The 20,278-nt window shown below is 45.6% G+C and carries 17 protein-coding genes and 1 riboswitch; of the genes, 4 read left to right on the forward strand and 13 right to left on the reverse strand.

Translation table 11 applies throughout. The annotated features are described in order from the left end of the window. Positions 1-90 precede the first annotated feature (90 nt). On the reverse strand, positions 91-765 hold the full coding sequence (locus tag NSQ68_RS20630) for a succinate dehydrogenase cytochrome b558 subunit (protein WP_342427055.1): 675 nt from the start codon (positions 763-765) through the stop codon (positions 91-93). Positions 766-991: 226 nt separating this feature from the next. Here NSQ68_RS20630 and NSQ68_RS20635 point away from each other — a divergent pair, with 226 nt between their 5' ends. Then, on the forward strand, positions 992-1,897 hold the full coding sequence (locus tag NSQ68_RS20635) for a LysR family transcriptional regulator (RefSeq protein ID WP_029518250.1): 906 nt from the start codon (positions 992-994) through the stop codon (positions 1,895-1,897). A 5-nt stretch (positions 1,898-1,902) separates the two neighbouring features. Here NSQ68_RS20635 and NSQ68_RS20640 read toward each other — a convergent pair whose 3' ends face one another. Beyond that, positions 1,903-2,580 (reverse strand): TrkA family potassium uptake protein, encoded by a 678-nt coding sequence (locus NSQ68_RS20640; protein WP_342427056.1) that lies wholly within the window; start codon positions 2,578-2,580, stop codon positions 1,903-1,905. Between the two features lie 18 nt (positions 2,581-2,598). After that, positions 2,599-3,939 carry a TrkH family potassium uptake protein gene (locus NSQ68_RS20645; protein WP_342427057.1) on the reverse strand — a complete coding sequence of 447 codons (1,341 nt, stop codon included), beginning with the start codon at positions 3,937-3,939 and terminating at the stop codon, positions 2,599-2,601. A 407-nt stretch (positions 3,940-4,346) separates the two neighbouring features. Continuing rightward, positions 4,347-4,500, reverse strand: a riboswitch (cyclic di-AMP (ydaO/yuaA leader). Positions 4,501-4,761: 261 nt separating this feature from the next. On the opposite strand from NSQ68_RS20645, the gene NSQ68_RS20650 reads away from it, so the two are divergent. Next, positions 4,762-6,492 (forward strand): type II CAAX endopeptidase family protein, encoded by a 1,731-nt coding sequence (locus NSQ68_RS20650; protein ID WP_342427058.1) that lies wholly within the window; start codon positions 4,762-4,764, stop codon positions 6,490-6,492. On the opposite strand, the gene uvrC is transcribed toward NSQ68_RS20650, so the two are convergent. The 4 genes from uvrC to NSQ68_RS20670 all read right to left on the reverse strand — a co-directional run bounded on the left by uvrC (position 6,461) and on the right by NSQ68_RS20670 (position 11,859). Further along, the gene (gene uvrC, locus NSQ68_RS20655; protein ID WP_342427059.1) at positions 6,461-8,545 is read right to left on the reverse strand and encodes an excinuclease ABC subunit UvrC; all 2,085 of its coding nucleotides are present in this window, start codon (positions 8,543-8,545) and stop codon (positions 6,461-6,463) included. The two genes, NSQ68_RS20650 and uvrC, sit on opposite strands and share 32 nt — an antisense overlap. A 160-nt stretch (positions 8,546-8,705) precedes the next feature. Further along, positions 8,706-9,023, reverse strand: coding sequence for a thioredoxin (gene trxA / locus NSQ68_RS20660; protein ID WP_010347861.1), 318 nt, complete (start codon positions 9,021-9,023; stop codon positions 8,706-8,708). 125 nt (positions 9,024-9,148) lie between these two features. Beyond that, entirely contained in the window at positions 9,149-10,096 is a 948-nt protein-coding gene (dnaI, locus tag NSQ68_RS20665; protein ID WP_307353284.1) for a primosomal protein DnaI, read from the reverse strand. Positions 10,097-10,341: 245 nt separating this feature from the next. Continuing rightward, positions 10,342-11,859 carry a helicase DnaB gene (locus tag NSQ68_RS20670; protein WP_342427060.1) on the reverse strand — a complete coding sequence of 506 codons (1,518 nt, stop codon included), beginning with the start codon at positions 11,857-11,859 and terminating at the stop codon, positions 10,342-10,344. A gap of 345 nt (positions 11,860-12,204) precedes the next feature. On the opposite strand from NSQ68_RS20670, the gene hemQ reads away from it, so the two are divergent. Next, positions 12,205-12,984, forward strand: coding sequence for a hydrogen peroxide-dependent heme synthase (gene hemQ / locus NSQ68_RS20675; RefSeq protein WP_307353281.1), 780 nt, complete (start codon positions 12,205-12,207; stop codon positions 12,982-12,984). Between the two features lie 187 nt (positions 12,985-13,171). Here the strand turns inward: hemQ and NSQ68_RS20680 are convergent, their stop codons facing one another. From NSQ68_RS20680 to NSQ68_RS20695, 4 genes are all read right to left on the reverse strand, one after another. After that, the gene (locus NSQ68_RS20680; RefSeq protein ID WP_342427061.1) at positions 13,172-14,338 is read right to left on the reverse strand and encodes an ABC transporter permease; all 1,167 of its coding nucleotides are present in this window, start codon (positions 14,336-14,338) and stop codon (positions 13,172-13,174) included. After that, positions 14,335-15,672, reverse strand: a complete 1,338-nt coding sequence (locus NSQ68_RS20685; protein ID WP_342418824.1) for a biotin/lipoyl-binding protein — start codon at positions 15,670-15,672, stop codon at positions 14,335-14,337. The genes NSQ68_RS20680 and NSQ68_RS20685 overlap by 4 nt, the downstream gene beginning before the upstream one ends. Before the next feature lie 114 nt (positions 15,673-15,786). Then, positions 15,787-16,293, reverse strand: a complete 507-nt coding sequence (locus NSQ68_RS20690) for a MarR family transcriptional regulator (protein ID WP_307353275.1) — start codon at positions 16,291-16,293, stop codon at positions 15,787-15,789. A 134-nt stretch (positions 16,294-16,427) separates the two neighbouring features. Beyond that, a complete protein-coding gene (locus NSQ68_RS20695; RefSeq protein ID WP_342427062.1) occupies positions 16,428-17,618 on the reverse strand; it encodes an NAD(P)/FAD-dependent oxidoreductase in 1,191 nt (396 codons plus the stop codon). A gap of 231 nt (positions 17,619-17,849) precedes the next feature. Between NSQ68_RS20695 and NSQ68_RS20700 the strand changes: the two genes are divergently transcribed. Then, a complete protein-coding gene (locus NSQ68_RS20700; RefSeq protein WP_165148522.1) occupies positions 17,850-18,854 on the forward strand; it encodes an NAD(P)/FAD-dependent oxidoreductase in 1,005 nt (334 codons plus the stop codon). 160 nt (positions 18,855-19,014) lie between these two features. Here the strand turns inward: NSQ68_RS20700 and sda are convergent, their stop codons facing one another. Beyond that, entirely contained in the window at positions 19,015-19,158 is a 144-nt protein-coding gene (gene sda / locus NSQ68_RS20705; protein ID WP_023990158.1) for a sporulation histidine kinase inhibitor Sda, read from the reverse strand. 282 nt (positions 19,159-19,440) lie between these two features. Beyond that, entirely contained in the window at positions 19,441-20,097 is a 657-nt protein-coding gene (locus NSQ68_RS20710) for a YheC/YheD family protein (RefSeq protein ID WP_342427063.1), read from the reverse strand. Between the last annotated feature and the right edge of the window lie 181 nt (positions 20,098-20,278).

Raw genomic sequence — 20,278 nt, forward strand, 5'->3', positions numbered from 1 at the left:
GCTCACTCCTTTTTTTCAGGATTTTTAACCAAATCCCCTTTTACGTTTAATAATAGAATCTCAATACGATATATAATGGATATGACTCATTTACAGTAGTTGTTTAAAACCGCTGCATTGCACCAAGGCAGTTGCTATTTCCTGAAATTCCGCGCTGCGGAATGCAAGCAGGGAAGCGATGAAGCCGATAGACACCACCACGAACAGGGTCATACAGATATAAGAAGATACTTTTTGCGCACGTGGTCCCACAGTAATCCCCCAACTGACCATAAATGCCCACAGCCCGTTAGCAAAGTGAAAGGATGCCGAAACGACACTAATTAGATACAAAATGAAATAAACCGGGTTCGTCACGATGCCATGCATGACGCCGCCTAGCTCCTCATGGGTTACATTACCCAGAGCCACCTGAAAGCGTGTATCGTATACGTGCCAGATAATAAATACAAACGTAATGACGCCGGAAATACGCTGGAACAGAAAGCGCCAGTTACGTGAATAGCCGAACCTTTTGACATTCGGATCAGCTTGATAAGCGATATACAAGCCATAAATTCCGTGGAACAGTAATGGCAAGTAGATGAATAACGTTTCTAGCACAATAACCAGCGGCAAACCATTCAGGAAGGCCACGCTGCGATTAAATCCTTCCTTGCCGCCCTCCACCGCTGTGAAGTTCGTCACCAAATGCTCAACAAAAAATAGAGCCAACGGAATGACGCCAAGAAGCGAATGCAGCTTTCTGGAATAAAATCCTTTCATCTAGGTCATGCTCCCTTCTCCCAATAATAGCGTTTTCAATAGTAATATAACATATAAAATGACAGTTCCCGATAGGAAATGCCCAACAAGGTGTCCCTTATAAGGAAAAACAAAAGTGTGAACATCTTGTGTCGCTTTCATGTTACTCCTTTTCCGCTTATAATGGAATTGCAATATACGTATTAATTATTATGTCTTTTTTGCATATAGAGAGGAAGTGGATGATTTGTTTGAGGATTTGAACGCTTTTGCCGTCATTGTCGAGCAGTCCAGTCTGAATAAAGCCTCCAAACTGCTGAATCTGTCCCAACCTGCCCTGTCTCGCAAAATTGCCAAGCTGGAGGAAGAGCTGGGTGTGAATCTCTTTGATCGTCGGGGCAAACGGCTCGAAATTACGTCCACTGGCCGATTTGTTTATACATTCGCACTAGAGCAACGGCAACGACAGCTTCGCTTCTTACAAAAGCTCTCCCAGCACAAAAATGAAGCCCAGAGTATGCTTACACTCGGCGCAAGTCTCACGACACTCCAAACGACGCTGCCTACCCTCGTCGAAGCTTTTATGAGCAAGCATCCTCAAACCGAGCTGAAGCTGCTCACCGGTAAAACCCATGAAATCGTCGCCTTTGTACGTGACAAAAAAGCAGACGCCGGTATTGTCGGGTCTGCCATTCATGAAGTCGGACTGCGTTGCATTCCGCTATTTGATGATCATTTGGAGCTCGTTGTTCCCATTGGACATGAATTAACCGTTAAGACAGGAACGGCCTCGATGAAAGATCTGCAAGGATTGCCGATGATTATTTTCTCCAAAGGAACCTGGTACCGCAGTCTGACGGATGACTTGTTCCAGCGCAGCGGCATCATGCCGGATATCCGTATGGAAATCGACTCCTTTGAGGCGATTGTACGCCTGCTTCCAACCTGTAAAGCTTCTGCCTTGCTACCCAAATCCTATTTGCGCAGCGAACTGCTGCGGGATAATGGACTCACTGCATTGTACTTGCCCGATTTGAAGGAGACACGCCGAACGACCTCCCTCATTTACTCGGAGACGACCGATCTCGGGCCCACCGCACGACGCTGGATTAGCGAGACACGTGCGTCGTTTGCAGGCTATCGTATGGTGTAGAGAGTTTAGCCCTCTTCATTGACATTAACAACCTCATCCTCAAAGCGGACGATATTGTCATTTGAGCCGATGATGACCATAATATCGTCTGCTTTTAGCCGATCCATAGCCGTCGGTGCGATCAGGATACCGTTCGCCGTATGAAGCGCCACGACACTACAGCCAAAGCGGGTGCGAGCATTTAGCTCTGCAAGCGTTTTGCCGTTCAGACATGCAGGTACATTGAGTTCCACAATACTGTATTCCTTAGACAACTCCAAATAATCGAGCAAATTAGGCGTGACTAGCTGGTGAGCCACCCGGATACCCATGTCCCGTTCTGGATAAATAATCCGGTCCACACCGAGCTTTTCTAACGCACGCCCGTGCAGCACAGATATGGCTTTGGCTACGACCTTTTTCACACCCAGCTCCTTCAGCAAAATGGCGGTCAGGATGCTTACCTGAATGTCATCCCCAATGGCAACAATGCCGCAATCGAAATTACGGATGCCCAGTGATCGCAACGAGTCTTCATCGGTAGCGTCCGCCACGACAGTATGTGTCAACATCTCACTCATACTGTCCACAACATCCTCATTCCGGTCAATGCCTAGCACCTCGCACCCCATATCCACCAATTGCAAAGCCAGGCTGGAGCCAAACCGCCCCAAGCCAATAACTACAAACTGCTGCGTTTTCATATCTACTCGAAAACTCCCTTATCCTATAATCATTTTGCCTTCCGGATGACGATATAATTCTTTACCCTTTTTCGGCCCCAGTGCATAAGCTAGCGTGAGTGGCCCCAGTCTACCTGCAAACATCGTCAGGGTAATCACCAGCTTGCCTATGACTGTCAAATCAGGTGTAAGCCCCATCGACAGCCCCACCGTACCAAACGCAGACACCGTCTCGAACAAGATCATCAGAAAATGATGATCTTCGGTTGCTGACAAAATCATGGTCACCCCAATCACGAACAGCAGCCCCAGCAGTGTAATGGTCAAGGCCTTGTAAATTCGTCCCTGCGCAAGTCGGTACCTGAACAGCACAATATCTTCACGTCCCCGCAGCATCGAAATCACTGCTCCAATGAGCAGCGCGAATGTTGTGGTCTTAATCCCGCCTCCAGTGGAGCCAGGAGAAGCCCCGATAAACATAAGTATGATGATAAAAAACTGCGTAGCCTGCCGCAAGCCTGCAATGTCCAGTGTGTTGGCACCTGCGGTACGGGAAGTAACGGACTGGAATAAAGATCCCAGCAGCTTACCACCCCAATCAAGCGAGCCAAGAGTCTTTGGATTCGTAAACTCAAATACAAAAATCACGAGCGTGCCGACTACAATCAGAGCGCCCGTCATGCTGAGTACGACCTTAGTATGCAAGGACAGTCTCTTACGCTTGCGATAATCTGCCAAGTCCGACATCACTACAAAACCAATGCCGCCTGAAATAATCAAAAACATGGCTGTAAAATTAACAATCGGATCATATACATAACCTGTCAGGCTGCGAAAGTGCCCGAATAAGTCAAAACCAGCATTGTTAAACATGGAGATGGCATGCCAAATCCCAAAATAAATCGCCCTGCCTACAGGCATATCAAACGACCAGCGGATCGCTAATATTACAGCACATATGCCCTCAATGACCAGCGAGTACAACAGCACCTTACGGATCAATCCGACAATTCCTTCGACAGAGGTCTGATTCATCGCTTCCTGCAAAATGAGGCGTTCCCGTAAGGAAATCCGACGTTTGAACACCAGCGCGATTAAGGTAGCCATGGTCATAAAGCCCAGGCCGCCGATCTGAATGAGCGCCACAATAACAACTTGACCAAAGGCTGTAAAAAAGGTCCCCGTATCCTTTACGACAAGCCCTGTAACACAGGTCGCGGAAGCGGCAGTAAACAAAGCGTCTACAAACGCAAGTGGCTTTCCTGTTGTATTGGAGATCGGCAGCATTAACAATAAACTACCTATTAGAATGATAATGGCAAAGCCCGCAACGAATATCTGCGGTGGAGAAAGCCGGAGCCAGCTTGCATTGGGATTCATCTATTCATCACTTCTCTCCTAATCCTTAAAACTATAAATCAGTGATTTAATACGGTGTAAGCTCGCTACGCGTTCCATTTGATCTTTCGATCGTCGTTGCCCCTGAATTTTTTGATTTTTCCAAACCTTAGGTAACTATAATTAGCATTCCCTGAATACAGGAAGAATGCATGTCAAACACTACTCGGCCCCCTGTGCTATTGGCGGACTGCAGCGAAGGGGACAGATTGTTCTGAAGAAGCGAAGCGTTTGCCTTTATCTCCGGATTTTAACCATTAAAGGGTTTATACAATCAAAAAATTCGGGGATAACAGCAATCGGAAGAATAATCTGCACCCGCAGCGGTCTAACCAATCCAAACACTTTTATACACACAAAAAAAGACACCGGAAAACCGAGTGCCTGACTTGGTTCCTGCTCACAGCCTACGAGGTTAGCTGACGGATTCGGGCAGCACAGTATGCCCTATTTACACTTCCGATCCACCAGTGATCGGCTGTAAAATTCACCCCAGTAACATGGTTCCCCCGTTTTCCCATAGAAATTCGGCTCAACTGTATATCATTACCTATGTATTTTATAGGCATTGCCTCAAGATTATAATCCTTCTATATCCAGATCACAAAACCGATTTCGCCGAAAAAACGTGAAATTGGCTTTATTTTGCGAATGGGCATCGTTTAATCGCAGCTTCTCTTATTTTATTGGAACTTTAAAGTGCTTTCGCTCTATTTTCATGAATATCGCTGGTCTGTTGGCGGGAACCTGTGCAGTATGATATCTTTAATGGATGTTCTTATTTACAGATTAAGGAGGAAACTCATGAATCCTATCGGGAAACCGGTCGTGCTCACGGCCAACTTCAAAAAATTAGGCTTGCTGGGCGGGATTGGCCTGATTTGCTTTTTTATCTTTCAATTGCTTATTCCCTCGCTTAGCAATCCAAGTCCAGAATCAGTAATGAACGCAAAGGTCATCAGCAAACAAGAAGCGGTCATACACGCATTGGACTTCGCTCGCTCCGAGCTGGGCTATACTGAATCACAGCCAGAGGAGCCTGTCGTGACCTATCAGGCCGAAACAGATTTGTACGGTTATTTATCTAGAGAAAAACTGCTTCAACAGTACGACCGTACATGGAAGAAAAATTACCCTTACGAAACCTTTCGGGTCGATCTGCCTGAATCCTCAGCGAAGAGCAAGCTGCAAATTCATGTAGATTTATCCACTGGAAAGGTCGTTAGTTTTAAACGGATCACCTCCAGCACCAATTACACGCAGGCTGATATTTCTACGGATGAACAAGCACGTAACAGGCTTGTACGTGTGGCTGAGGACGGCATGACGCTTGAAGCCAAGGAGCAGGCGGCCGCTGTATGGGTGAAGCGCTTTGGCTTTAAGCCGTCGGACTTGAAGCTCGCGACCACTGAAAAAGAAGGCGGATTAAAGTATACCGTAGACGATAAAAAAATCGGCGCCTCGGTACTTACACTGGCTTTTACTTTTGAAGACGGTGATGTCCGCTCCTTCACTCAAAGCTTTTCGGCCCCGTCATCCTATACCGATTATATCGAAAAGCAAACATTTTGGGCGAATTGGATGACCTATGCGGGTTATGCCCTATTTAGCTTTGTGCTGGGTGTACTTGCCATTGTGTATGCGTCACTCACCCGACGACATACTTCATTTGTACGTGGCATTGTTCTGTCCGTTGTATACTTTATTGCTAGTATAGCTGGGACAATGAACATGCTGCCTTTATTGCAAGCAGAAGCAGGCGGTAAGGGCATGCTTATATTTCTTATGGTTTTCCAGATTGGTGTTACCTTCTTCATGGCTGTAGCGCTCTACTTCTCCTTGGTCGGCGGTGACGGGCTTATGCGTCAGGTTGGACTGAATGCATGGCCACGTGCGAAAGAGCCGGGCTACGGGCTGTATGTGCTTCGCAGTATGTATGTTGGCTACTTGTGGGCCTTTATTTTACTCGGGGTACAATCCATCTTATTCTTTATACTGGAGCGTACATTTAATACATTCTCCACAACAGATGCCACGCAATCCCCTTACAATATGGCTTATCCATGGCTACTGCCGATTATGGCCTGGATGGCAGGTATTGGAGAAGAGACTGTCTACCGTCTGTTTGGTATTCCGATGGTCAAAAAAATAGTGAAAAATACCTTTGTGGCTTGTCTGATTACCACGCTGATTTGGGCACTGGGACATACACTTTATCCGATCTATCCGGTGATTTCCAGACCTATTGAGCTGACTTTTCTTGGTTTGCTGTTCAGTTTTGTGTTCCTGCGTTACGGCTTTATTGCCGCCATGTTCAGCCACGTTATTTTTGACAGCATTCTAATGGGACTTAGTGTGATGAGTCTGGGAGATACTGTGAATGTGAGCGCTGGTCTATTCTGGATCTTACTTCCAGCCATTGTGGGTTATATCATTTATTGGTTTAGTCCTAAAAAGCCAAATCGAATTATGTTTGAAACTGTAAAAAAAGAGGAGCCGTATTCTACGACTCCTCCTCCCGAAGGGCAGCTATAATCTGACGAGCAAGCTTATCCCCAATAGAGAGAGGCCGGAAGTCTTCGACACTGGCCTCTCTTATTTTTTTGAGTGATCCAAAATGCTTAAGCAGTAACTTACGCCGTTTCTCGCCAATGCCTGGAATAGAGTCCAGCCGGGAAGTTACCATAGATTTGCCGCGTTGCTCGCGGTGGAACGTAATGGCAAAACGGTGAACCTCGTCCTGAATCCGTTGCAACAGATAAAATTCTTCGCTATTGCGTGCAAGTGTCACGGCCTCAGAGGACTCTCCCACTAGCAGTTGGGAAGTTCTATGTTTGGCATCCTTCACCAGACCACACACAGGAATGAACAAACCCAGTTCATTTTGCAATACATCGGTCGCCGCCTTAATTTGTCCACGTCCACCATCGACAACGATCAAGTCGGGACGTTCCAAATTTTCCTTAAGCACACGTTCATATCGACGCCGGATAACCTCACGCATCGTTTCATAATCATCTGGTCCCTGCACAGAACGGATCTTATATTTTCGATACTCCTTCTTGGCAGGCTTGCCATCAATAAACACGATCATGGCGGAGACTGGATCGGAACCCTGAATATTGGAGTTATCAAACGCCTCCACCCTGTGCAAGCTATCCAGCCCAATGGCACGTCCGAGATTGCTTGCAGCTTTGGATGTCCGTTCCTCGTCCCGCTCGATCAGCTTAAACTTTTCATCCAAAGCAACACGTGCATTTTCCGTCGCCATGCCTGTCATTTGCTTTTTCAGTCCACGCTGCGGTACAAGTACCTTTACATCCAACCATTCAGCCAGAGCGAGAGCCGCCGTACTCGGGTCCTCCAGTCCACCGGATAGTTGAGTTTCTGTTTCCTTTATCTCGGCATCTTGGCCACCAGCTTGATCTTGATTCGTTGCTGCTGCATAAGTTGCTTGTTCTTCAGCCACCAGCAGTGAGTCAGCAGAATGCTCTGTCTCCGTTTGTATCGCCTTCTCATCTGTCTGTCCGGTAACATCGGCTGTAGGTGCACTGTGGAGTGCAGTTTCTGCCGCAACCGGTTGATCGACATTGACCTGTTCCGCCTGCATCAGCTTAGGAGAATCCGGCAGCAATATTTCCTGCGGCACTGCCGGGTTGTCACTATAATATTGCGTCACATAGGACATAAAATCACTGTAAGCCTCACCGTAGAAAGGAAAAGTCGACATATGGCGTTCGATCATTTTACCTTTGCGGACATATAGAATCTGTACACACATCCAGCCCTTATCTACAGAGAATCCAAATACATCTCGATCTTTCGCATCCGATGTGGTGATTTTCTGCTTTTCCATCATCGCGTCGATACTTATAATCTGATCTCGCAACTCCTTGGCCCGCTCAAAGTACAATTCCTCTGCGGCCTCCTGCATTTTACGCTGAAGATCCTTTTTAATTTCCTCATGTCCCCCGCTCAAAAAGGAACCAATTTCCTGACCAATCTGGTCATACGTTTCCTTCTCGACCTCTTTCACACAAGGCCCCAAACATTGATGCATGTGATAATACAGACACACTTCCTTGGGCATCACACCACACTTGCGTAACGGATACATACGGTCCAGCAGCTTCTTCGTCTGATGTGCCGCGTAGGAATTGGGGTACGGACCAAAATATTTTGCTTTATCTTTCAGAACGCGACGGGTCACCTCCAGCTTGGGGTGTGCCTCGTTCGTAATTTTCAAATACGGAAAGGTTTTATCATCCTTCAATAGCACGTTATAGCGCGGCTGGTACTTTTTAATGAGGTTGCACTCCAAAATGAGTGCCTCCATATTACTGCCTGTAACGATATATTCAAAATCACGGATATCGGAAACCAGTCGCTGCGTCTTGCCGTTATGGCTACCTGTAAAATAGGAACGGACCCGGTTTTTCAACACTTTGGCCTTGCCGACATAAATAATGGTGCCTTCGCTATTCTTCATCAAATAACAGCCTGATGCATCCGGCAGTAACGCTAATTTGTGCCGTATGTTCTCCAGCGCCTTCTCCTGATTCTGCAAGTCCTCCGCATAAGGTTTCATTTGCCCGGTTCCTCCTTCCATTCTTAATGACTACTCAACTAACTACTTATAATATATAGGAATAATACACAAAAACGCCCCCGGTATTTACAACCGGAGGCATTGACCTTTCATGGCCGCTCCACCAAGCCCCCGCGGGAGCATGGGTCACATGCGATGATTATTGGTGTTTAGTAAGCATGCTTTTCAGCGCTTCTTTGGAGTTCAGACCTACCACTTTATCAACAGGCTGTCCGTCTTTGAAAACGATCAGGGTAGGAATACTCATCACGCCGAAACGGGAAGCAGACTCTGGATTTTCATCCACGTTCACCTTCGCGATTTTGACGCTGTCGCCAACTTCTGTGGACAGATCCTCCAGAATAGGAGCGATCATTTTGCAAGGACCGCACCATGGCGCCCAAAAATCAACCAAAACGGTTCCTGTCCCTTCGACTTCTGCGTTGAAGGATTGATCGGACACGTTAACAATTGCCATTGTATGTTCCTCCTTTATAGAAAAGTCAAGATTATTATAACCTGTAATGTCTGTTTCGACACCTTTTAATTATATCACAATAGTCTTTTAATTGTAAGATATCGAAATAGCAGACGGATAAACGCTTACCCCCGCTGATTTTTCCCCTTTACGGTAATGACATCTACAAAAGGACGAATCCGGTCCATCAAGCGTTGTCCTTTATACATTTCCTCTCCATCCTTGCTCGTAAAGCTGAGATGCTTCTCCAGCCCCTGCAAAGAATAATTGGAAGTATAAAAAGTAGGTTTGCGGTTCATTCGGTAATTCAAAATAGAGCCCATCACGTGGTCCCGTACCCACGGGCTTAAATTTTCAGCACCAATATCGTCAAATACGAGCAGATCACAATTTTTGAGCATTTCGGTCGTTTCCTTCAGCTTCTGCCCATCCTGGATCATAGACTTTAAGTCCTCTACAAAATCAGGCATATACACGATCACACCGTTCAGACCCGACAGGGCCAACTCGTGCAATAAATAGCCCATCAAAAAAGTTTTGCCCGTACCAAACGTACCTTCCAGATACAGTCCTTTTTTGGATAGACCCTGACTTTTCGTTTCTTCAATGTAACGGAATAGCTGTGTGACGGCAGGCATACGTTGTGGATCTTTGCGCGCAATTTCAAGGGCGTTATATCCCTCCAGAAGTGCGCGTTCATCCACATAAAAGCTTTTAATTCGCTCACGCACCCGTTGCTCATGTTGGGAAGCAATCTGCTTCGCACATGGGGTCCGAATGTCTACAATTTCAGCAGTTCCATTCGGATATTCCACGCCCAGCTTGCAAAAGTGGCCCTGAAAATCGTTAGGACACCGTTCCAGCCCAGGACAATTGTCGCAATTTCGACGATCCCGGGCATACTGAAAGAGCATACTCATGTTGAGTCGCAATTGTGTTTCGTCCACATCAGGATGCGCAGCACAAAACTCCTGCACGAGCGGATCATTTAGAACCTGATCGGCTACATTGCGAGTACGCTGGCGAAACGAAGGGTTCTGCATCTGCTGTAGCAAATCGCCCAGTGATTCCAAGAACGCTCCTCCTTTCTTAAAAAGTGCAGAGTTATGGAGGGAGACGATGCTACGCGTGCAGATTGTTCTTCCAATTGCTGTTATCTCCGGATTTCTGAAAATAATTTAAAAAGTTGAAATCCGGGGATAAAGGCAAACGCTATCGCTTCTTCAGAACAATTCTGCCCGCTCCGCTGCTGACCGCCATAAAGTCGACACATTATTGAATTGGCTTCACTTAATAGTTTTATAAAACCTAAAATTCACTAGACCTTTTTCTGTTTACCGGATTGCATTCGTTCGGCCAGACGCAGCAGTTCATCCAATTCTTCCTCAGATACAGACTCCTCGGAAGGTTGATCTTGAACGATTGGAATGGATGGCTTGGCTGGCCCGTTATTTTTGGCATACGCGCGGGATCGGCCGCCGGAAGGAGAAGCAGAGGACTGTTTTCCTTTTACCTTAGCTTGATCCCTTATATATTGAACGGCTTTTTCGTAAGTGTTTACCTGCTTAAGCAGCATGTTGGAAGCAACAGCCTCGACAAAGTTGCGGTTAATCCGCTGATCGCTCCCCGATACGAGCAGTGACATCAAATAATGGATCAGCACGTTGATGACTTCACCGGGCAGCTTATAGCTGATATCAATTTTCTCGAATATATCCAGCAGGTTACCGGGAACCGTGCCGGGGAAAAAGGTTTGCAGCAAACGGCGATAAGGCTCGTTGCGCAACATCATATTATATTGGTGAATGTCACACTTGGCTGTGAATTGTGGTGGAACCTCCACATAAAATTCCATTTCCACAGCCTGTTCTGCAGGCGGCTCTTCAGATGTGGAAGCTTCCCTTTGGCGCAAAGCAACTACCTTGGCGGCTTGTACCTGCTGCTCCTCCTGCCGCTTCCGATCCTGTCTGGAGTGTTGGCTAGCCCGAAGCTGAAGCTCATCGAGCAACAAATCGCCTGCTTCGGTAAAAATTCCGTCCTCATCCAGCAACCGGCTAATATCCTGTACAGAAAGATCAAATTTGCGAACAACGTAATTGACCATGCCTAGCTGCTCGTGCTCAAACCGAAGACGCTCCACGTGCTTACGATTGGCAGATTCACGCGGAAAACGGAGAATAATATCTGCATAATTCAATGCTTCCTCCGATTCTGACGTAAGTGGTCCAGTCTGACGGCTAGTAGACACCTCGGACAGCGCCTGCTCCAATTCATAATCTATAACATGGGTATTCAGTTCAAATAACTCATAAAATGGAATCGAAATATTCTCTTTATTATAGGAAGATTGCGACCATTCGCTAGATTCTCTGCTCCACAATGATTCTCTCAGAGAAAGCACTGCAAACTTACCGATTTTGTCTCTCAACAAAAGGGTTAGATGCTGCGTTCTGAAAAATTCAGCAGGTGCGAGCGGCGGCTGCATCTCATATTCATACATATAGTCGTCCGTTTCGGGTGCATACAGCCTGGACGTCTGTAGCAGACCGACGGCCTCTAGTTTGGAGGTCTGTTCAATCAAATACTTGCGTCCCTTCTCACTCGGCTCCAGTCCCAGTGTCAGAAAAAGGCGACGCTGCTGTTCCAACGGCGAATAACCAATTTGTCCGACTGGCACATGCTGAAACAACAGTCGATACAGACTGACCGCAAATGCGCCTACCATCGGCTGATAGACGCTTCCCAGCATCAATTCATCCAGTGCGCTCAAGCCAAATTCCCGATAAACGCAGTAGCGGTGGTTCTCAGTATAGTGCAGCAGGTTTTTCATCCGCATTCCAACATTCTTCCTTTCCTGACATAACGGTCTCCAAGATGTTTTTCTATTCTATCATACTTGCCTTCTGGTGGGACCAACAAAATAAGGGCAATTGTTCTCCTTTTTGGCAGCCGTATTCGTCTGAGTTCTACTTTTTTCGAGAATACTAACTATTTTATGACTTTGTGACCTGCATCATGGTAAAAATAAAATTCTTCACACTTCTTTCATTGGTGAAAAGCTTTATTTTGAGCTACAATATAATGGTTAAGCATCACGTATTGGATACAGGAAAGATATAAGGAAGTACACATATTTCGGCTAAGCCGATCATCATTTACAGATCGTAAAGGAGTGTAGATCGTGAGTCAACATCAACCTCAACAAACCCCAGCAACACCTAACGAAGTAGCCTCCACACTGGAAGGCTGGTATGCGCTTCACGATTTTCGGTCCATCAACTGGACAGCATGGAAGACCGCAGACGATGAAGAGCGCGCCGGAGCACTGGACGAGCTTCAAGAGTTTATGAAGGAATGGAACGTTACCGAGGAAGCGGGTCTGGGCAGCTCAGCTGTCTATACTGTAGTCGGACAAAAGGCTGATTTTGTCATGATGCACCTGCGCGAAACGCTGGAAGACCTTAATAAACTGGAAAATGACTTTAACAAAACAACCTTCGCCAAATATACAACCAAAACCTACTCTTATGTGAGTGTGGTGGAACTAAGTAATTATTTGAGCAAAGATGAAGATCCTATGCAAAATCCACAAATTGTCGCACGCTTGAAGCCCGTATTAAACAAGGCCCGTTATATTTGCTTCTATCCAATGAACAAAAAACGTGACCTGAACGATAACTGGTACATGCTTTCGATGGACGAGCGCCGCACCTTGATGCGCAGCCACGGTTTAATTGGACGCAGCTATGCTGGCAAAGTAAAACAAATCATTTCCGGTTCCGTCGGCTTTGACGATTGGGAATGGGGTGTAACCCTGTTCTCCGATGACGCACTTCAGTTTAAAAAGCTGATCTACGAAATGCGTTTTGATGAAGTCAGTGCCCGTTACGGTGAATTCGGCTCCTTCTATGTCGGCAGCGTGTTGAATGAAGAGACATTTGAAGACATGTTGAAGCTGTAAAGCACAACCGTCAGTACCATTCGCAGCATACAATTAAGGATTCCGCGAACTCCCCTCTTGGGACTACGGAATCCTTTTTTTATAAGACCTAAAGCTATAATAGAAGAGAAAAGGCCCCTCACGGGTGCCTGATTAAATTCGTATTCTTTATGATTGACAGGTCATAACCAAGGAATGATATCTCCGATTATTGCAGCACTGGCTCGACCCCTACGGATGCATCCTCACTTTTCGCCAGCTTTCTTTTCTCCAAAGCGATCAGGATAAAGATAATAAGCAGCAAACCACTTAGTAAGACCAAAAAACCTCCCAACTCGGGAATAAAATATTTTAAGCTCCCACCTTTGAAGCCCATACCTCTCAAAAACTTGAAATGCCAGGTCAATGGAAGAATATTACTAATATATTGCAGCGATGTAGGCAGCATAGCTACTGGCAATTGAGCGCCACTCAGTAAAAACGAAGGCAGTATAATTAGCAAGAGGCGTGGAGAAGCTTTTCCCGGATTCGCCGCATTCCACCCTAAAGCCATCGCAAACAAACTCAACGTAATCGTGTACAGGAGGAATGGAATACTGAGCTGCCATACATTCGCTTCAAAGCGTAGTCCGCCAATTTGCTTAAGTAAACCAATGGACAGGTAAAAGGACACACATCCTACTAACGCATACGGCAACACCCTAAGAATCAAACCATACGAATGCTGAAGCTCCTCTTTTAATCTTCCTTGCTCCCGCAATCGCGGGACAATTGTCAGTACAGTAGCACCAATCAGTGAAATCATGACCGTATTAATGAACCCCATAACCGAGGTCATCAAAGTAGCATTGGTAGGATTATATAACAGGCGCTGCTGAAGCAGCATATTGGAAGTAAGCCCTGTAACTTGGCTATCACTCATTCCCATCCCCTTTAATCCACCACCAGCCAGCATCGCATTTTCCGTCGCCATGATCTCTGTGACTGCCGAGCGTAGATTTCCAGTAGCCTGACCTACCGTATTATCTACATAAAAACCGATGTTGCTCTGAACTCCTTTAATCCTATTTTCCTCCAACCCAGCTGGAAGGTAAATCACCGCAAAAAACTTTTCATTATATAAAAGTAGATTCGGATCGGCTTCATTCTCTTGCACATGGCGTACATCAATATACTGCGATGCATCCAATTTATTAATAAGCTGTCGGCTATAACTGCTATGATCTAAATCGACTACGGCTACAGAGGCATCGTTAAGCTGATTATTTTTAAAAACAAATCCAAAGGCTACAGCTACTACGATAGGAACGAGCAACATGATAAAAACCATCTTGCCGCTGATCATCAGCTTCCATTCTTCTATAAACGCCTTCATTTCGTCACAACCTCTACCGTCATTCCAGGCAATAATTCAGATGTGCGCTGGACATCCACCCGTACTTGGAAGGAGCTTATATCCGATAGACCTTTGTCCCGACTCATTCTCATGTTGGTATACTGAGGGGCAGAAGTAATGTACCTCACCTTGCCTTGGACATCTTTATCTAAAGCTACAACGTGCGAAGTCACATTTCCCCCAGCTTTAAACTGTGATATGGAATCCTCGCCCACATAAATATCGTAGTATAGCTGATTGGTTTCAATAACGGCGCCCGTTGCCCCCGTAGAAACGATCTCTCCCATTTTAGGTACAATACGCGACACCTTACCATCTGTGGATGCCTTCAGCACCATACGTCCACGCTGCAATTCCAAAGTTTTGAGTTGAACACTCAATGCCTGCTTTTGTTGAGCCAGAAGATCCACATTGTATTCGCTATTCTTAACATCTTTTCGTGTTTGCGAGGTTTGAGTCAAGGCTTCCTTGGCCTTTTCTGTTTTGATACGAGCCTGCTGGCGTTCCTCAGCAGTTGCACCAGCCTCCATTTTATCCAAAGCGGTTTGCTGCTGAGCGATCCCATTTTTAGCAATGTCCGATTGTTTGCTAGCCGCTGTAATCTGGTTATTGGCAATTTCAACCTGATCCTTAGCTGTATCTAACGCGATTTGGGCATTATCCAGTTGGTTTTTAGCGTTATCCAGTTCTGCTTTGGTTCCAGCTCCGGCATCATATAACGCTTTGATACGGTTGTAATTCACTTTAGCCAAGTCCAGAGCCTGTTGTCTGGATGATACTGTTTTTTGTGCGATTTCCGCATTTCTTTTGGCTGTCTCTACTCCTGTCAGAGCTGCGTCCAACGATTGCTGTGCTGCTTCAATAGCCAGCTTTTGTCTTACAATATCCTCCGCACGTGTGCCTTGGTTTAATAAGGACTCTCCCGCTTGCGCGGCTTGAATGTCCAATTGCCCCTGTTTTTCTGAATTCGAAATTTTCTCCGACTGATTTTGCAACCCGTCTTTAGCCTGTTTTATTTTCACATCGGCCTGTGCGATATCCGTTTTTAATTTCTCAATTTGCAAATCAAGGTCTACAGGATCGAGGGTCATGAGCACATCCCCTTTTTTCACCTGTTGTTCTTCCTTCACCTCAATCGTGTTTACTCTTCCCCCTACGCCCTGAAAAGCAACATTCACGGTATCTGCCGTAAGCAGTGTATTTTTTTGTTGGGCTGCCATACTCACAGCATCCTTGCCGCTCATTGCCATTAGCGTACCCCCGGTACCTAACGCGACAACAAGTAAAACGTACACGATGATCTTTTTGTTCATTACAACAAACTCTCCTTCATGATGATTTAGCCAATAACCGTTAATAAATAATAGTCAAAAACAAATAAGGAACCTGATAGTACGACGTCTAACTATTTAAGCCAGGAAATTTAATTATTCCCGTTTTATCCGTTCAATTCCTGAGGAAAGCTTATTTAATAACGTAGCAAATAGAACATGATCTTCCTGCGTAAATTCATTCATTAAATCCGAAAAAAGCTGGATGAACATCGGAATTTTTTCCGTCATTAACTGTTTTCCTTCATCAGTCAAGGAGATCGCGGTCATACGTCGATCCGTCAGCGTACTTCTGCGGATGACCCCGTCCCGTTCCAGTTTGTCAATTACGCTGGTTACTGTTGAACGTGTAACTCCGGAATACTCAGCCAACTCGGAGGGAGTTAACGAACGGTCATACAAATACAAAGGCATTAGAATTTTAAGATTTCCAATAGATAACCCATACTCAGACAGTCTGGAAGACACCCCATTGTACACCTCGTGAGCTGTCTGCACGAAAAGTACTAACGTATTCAACGATCGGGAATCCACATTTGGAAACTTTTCAGTCAATAAATTTATTCTCCTGGGATCAGCATTGATGTTAAAATCAGAATTCAACGTGAAGCTCCCCCTCTGTAATTAGTAATCATACTATACGTCGTCGAATAGTTATGAGTCAATATCTTTTTTTGTTCATTGAAATAAAAAAGGTCTCCAAGCTCCTTTTTAGGAGTCATGGAAACCTTCAGGCCTTAGAAAAACCGTCCCTTTTTCAGTACCAGTGGAATTCCGCCAATGATGAACAGATAGCGGAGATCCACAATTTTTTTCAACTGTGCGGCCACCCAACCTTTTATTTTGCGCTTGCCCACCACGGCGACGGCTTCGCCTTTTCCAAGAGAAGCAACCGTCCCTTTGTTGGAAAACACGAACTTGTGCAGCTCCTTTTTGCGAAGAGTAGCGGCTAGATTCTTGGCACAAAGCACCCCTTGCTGCATCGCAATTTGAGCCGTCGGTGGGTAGGGGCGTCCTTCGGGATTAAACATCAGGGAGCTGTCTCCGATAATGAAAATGTCATCATGGCCCGGTGCACGCAGAAAATCGTCGATTTTTACCCTACCACGCATCACTTCAAATCCGGCTTTCTCAATTAATCCGTTCCCACGGATCCCTCCCGTCCAGACCACCGTGCAGGCTTCGACTTTCTCACCCTCACCAACGATTACACCATCTTGCAGGCATTCCTTAATCGGAATTCCAATGCGGAAGGTGACCCCCTTTCGCTTAAGGACATCCATCGCATACTCCACCAGCTCAGGATCAAACCCTGGCAGTGCCGTAGGAGCTGCCTCGACGTTAATGATTTGAATTCGGTTAAAATCGATGTCATAAGCTCTAGCCAGCTGTGGCAAACGATCCGCCAGCTCTGCAACAAACTCGATGCCACTGAAACCAGCGCCGCCTACGACAAAGTTTAGCCGGCCAGGTTTACCGTCATTTTTGTACAGAGCCAACTGGTATTCAATATGCTCACGAATCAGGCGAACGGAGTTAATACTGCGAATCGTCAGCGCGAACTTATCCATTCCCGGAATACCGAATGTTTCTGGCTCCCCGCCTAGTCCGATAACCAAATAATCGTAGGACAGCGAGCCATCCTCCAGCACGATTTTTTTCTCCTTTGGTATGATTTCCTTAACCGTTCCTTTGACTAAATCCACCTTGAACTCATCAATTAGCTGCGCAATCGGAATCCTTGAATGCTCAATCGTATCCGTACCTGCCGCAGGCATATGAAGATGTGTCGTAATATAGTGGTAATCATGACGGTTGATCAGCGTGACATCCGCCTCATTGTGCTTGAGCTCCTTTTGCAATTGCTGAACCGTCAATATACCACCATATCCGGCGCCCACAATGACAATTTTGGGAATACTGCTCATGCTTCTACCCCTTCCGATATACATAATTATTCAAAGCTGTTCTCTCAAAACGGTTAATTTACACTCACAAAAAAGTCTTCATTAAATATTAATAGCTTTAACTTTGCAAGCGGAACCTGGCAGTTTATAATGATAAACAGTGAATCATGCGTTCGGCGGCTATCTGAACCTCTATGCGGCTGATTCAATATTTACAAATCCCATACTATCCCTTTCGGAGGTGTTTTTAGAGTGACAACTCAATCCACAGGTGCGGAGATCCGCGATCTGATCATTATTGGAGGCGGTCCAGCCGGTATTTTCGCCGCTTTTTACGGAGGAATGCGTCAGGCATCCGTCACCTTAATTGAAAGTATGCCCCAACTGGGCGGCCAGCTTGCAGCCCTTTATCCTGAAAAATATATTTATGACGTTGCTGGCTTTCCTAAAGTGACTGCACAGGAACTGGTCAACAATTTGGTTCAACAAATGAACCACTTTAATCCAGAAGTGCAGCTAGAAGAAAAAGTCGTATCGTTAGAGAAAAAAGAAGAACGCCACTTCATCGTAAAAACAGACAAAGGTGGCGAGTATCATGGTAAAGCGGTTATTATTACCGCTGGTGTTGGTGCTTTCGAGCCGCGCAGACTGGAGCTTCCAGGTGCCGAACATTTTGAAAAAACGAACCTGCATTACTTTGTCAGCGACCTGAGCAAATTTGCAGGCCGAAAAGTGCTAATCAGCGGTGGCGGTGACTCTGCTGTAGACTGGGCACTCATGCTGGAACCGATTGCAGAACAGGTTACATTGATTCACCGCCGTGACAAATTCCGTGCGCATGAACACAGTGTCGAAAACCTCCTCGCATCCAAAGTAAATGTTATTACACCAACGGAAATTACAGAATTGCATGGAGAAGACACGATTACGAAAGTCACTCTTGCTCATGTAAAAACCAAAGAAACACAGGAAATCGAAGTGGACGATGTGATCGTTAACTTTGGATTTGTGTCCACACTTGGCCCGATTGCTGAATGGGGAATTGAAATCGAAAGTAATTCCATCGTGGTCGATTCTCGCCAGGAAACCAATATTCCCGGCATTTTCGCCGCAGGGGATATTACAACCTATCCAGGCAAGCTCAAGCTGATTGCGGTCGGCTTTGGTGAAGCCCCTACGGCAGTCAACAACGCCAAGGTCTATGTAGATCCAGATGCCAAGTTGTCTCCTGGTCACAGCAGTAACATGAAAATGTAGTTTAGTTTAGACTATGACAAAAAAGGGTATTTTACTCCAAATTTGAATGTTTGGAGTGAAATACCCTTTTTTACGGTGTGCCTATTCGTTGCAGTGATTGTCCGTAAAGCCATTCGAACCCTGAATGACTTTACAGTCGCAGTACGAGAGCTTGTCCGGTCTAATGAAGGACTACGGCTGTATTCATCTCTAACTTTCTTTTGTGAATCTCAGCCAGCAACAGTGCAATGAAGTCACATTCAAGTTTAAGCTCGATTGCCATCTGATAGGAATCCAAAAGCATTTCATCCGTCAGCATAGCCATCCTCGACACAACCTTTCCTTTTATTTCAAAATCTATTCTATCAAAATACCAAAATCGGAACAAGCGTTCTGTTATCCACAGTCAATTGTGGAAATCCTGTGTATAAATTGTTGGTAAGTGTCGTTAACCCATATATGTGACAGGGGATAATGTGGACAATATTTATACACAGAATTTTTACGCTTGAACACAAAAAAAATATTTTTATTATTTATATAAATATATTATATTTAGCCTCTTCTTAATAGATTATATTGGAATTTTTTTAAAGAAATCAGAAATTTATTGAGGTCTTGTATTAACCTCTAAAATCCATACCCTTCCACTCTGATCAAGCCCGTAATCAAATCCCAGTTGTCCGATCCCAGGAAATCTTCTTTCCAGTACAGGAATACAGCGCTGTGTAAGTTGAATGATTTCTCGCCGCTTTTGAATAGCAAGCCGCCGGGGATATATCATCCGAAGCGCCTCTGTTCCCTTCAGCAAAGTTCCCCCTTTGCACAGATTTGTAATGACCAGTCCGGGACGAGCATGACGTGCAACCACCGCACGAAAATCCCATCTCTGCCCTTCCTTCACGACTTTGACTCGATAGTCGACAGGTCTGCCTTGAATACTTGCCAGTTGAATGCCTTGTTGAATAAGATATGGACGTTGGACTCGAAGCTTATTGATTCCGATTGCGAGCGCTCTAAAATGACTGAACCGGTGCGTGTGCTCCATACGCGTACAGGTGTATCCACTCCGCTCCTTTGCCACACGCATGACTCCGATTCCTCCGCCTCCTTTCACAGGTTTTATAAATACAAAAGCATGCCGCCGCAGCATCATGCGCAATTGATCTTCACTATATAGACAGGTTTCCGGTATATAAACGGCGGTATGTGGATGGTGGAGCAGCGCCTTCGTCTTTAGCCATTTGCTTGCAAGTTGTCTCATCTAACCCTCTCCTTTCGCCGTCAGGTATACTTATACATACTCAAGAGGAATGTTCTATTCTTGGATGATTGTCCGCGGCATGTGTCTATTTCGACAAGATCATGGCGAACGGTAGCATGCACTGAATATCACTGGTACAATGACAATAATCTACTACCATTTGCACGGAGCAGCGGAAATT

The sequence above is a fragment of the Paenibacillus sp. FSL L8-0158 genome (assembly GCF_038592965.1).
In the GTDB taxonomy this organism is placed as follows: Bacteria; Bacillota; Bacilli; order Paenibacillales; family Paenibacillaceae; genus Paenibacillus; species Paenibacillus polymyxa_D.

Coding starts and splice junctions, on each gene's coding strand:
- sda (WP_023990158.1), bottom strand. CDS start 19,158: ATGGCTATGCTGACGGATGAAATGCTTTTGGATTCCTATCAGATGGCA.
- NSQ68_RS20670 (WP_342427060.1), bottom strand. CDS start 11,859: ATGCGGATGAAAAACCTGCTGCACTATACTGAGAACCACCGCTACTGC.
- NSQ68_RS20685 (WP_342418824.1), bottom strand. CDS start 15,672: ATGAACAAAAAGATCATCGTGTACGTTTTACTTGTTGTCGCGTTAGGT.
- NSQ68_RS20630 (WP_342427055.1), bottom strand. CDS start 765: ATGAAAGGATTTTATTCCAGAAAGCTGCATTCGCTTCTTGGCGTCATT.
- uvrC (WP_342427059.1), bottom strand. CDS start 8,545: ATGAAACCTTATGCGGAGGACTTGCAGAATCAGGAGAAGGCGCTGGAG.
- NSQ68_RS20710 (WP_342427063.1), bottom strand. CDS start 20,097: ATGAGACAACTTGCAAGCAAATGGCTAAAGACGAAGGCGCTGCTCCAC.
- NSQ68_RS20680 (WP_342427061.1), bottom strand. CDS start 14,338: ATGAAGGCGTTTATAGAAGAATGGAAGCTGATGATCAGCGGCAAGATG.
- NSQ68_RS20640 (WP_342427056.1), bottom strand. CDS start 2,580: ATGAAAACGCAGCAGTTTGTAGTTATTGGCTTGGGGCGGTTTGGCTCC.
- NSQ68_RS20645 (WP_342427057.1), bottom strand. CDS start 3,939: ATGAATCCCAATGCAAGCTGGCTCCGGCTTTCTCCACCGCAGATATTC.
- trxA (WP_010347861.1), bottom strand. CDS start 9,023: ATGGCAATTGTTAACGTGTCCGATCAATCCTTCAACGCAGAAGTCGAA.
- NSQ68_RS20650 (WP_342427058.1), top strand. CDS start 4,762: ATGAATCCTATCGGGAAACCGGTCGTGCTCACGGCCAACTTCAAAAAA.
- NSQ68_RS20695 (WP_342427062.1), bottom strand. CDS start 17,618: ATGAGCAGTATTCCCAAAATTGTCATTGTGGGCGCCGGATATGGTGGT.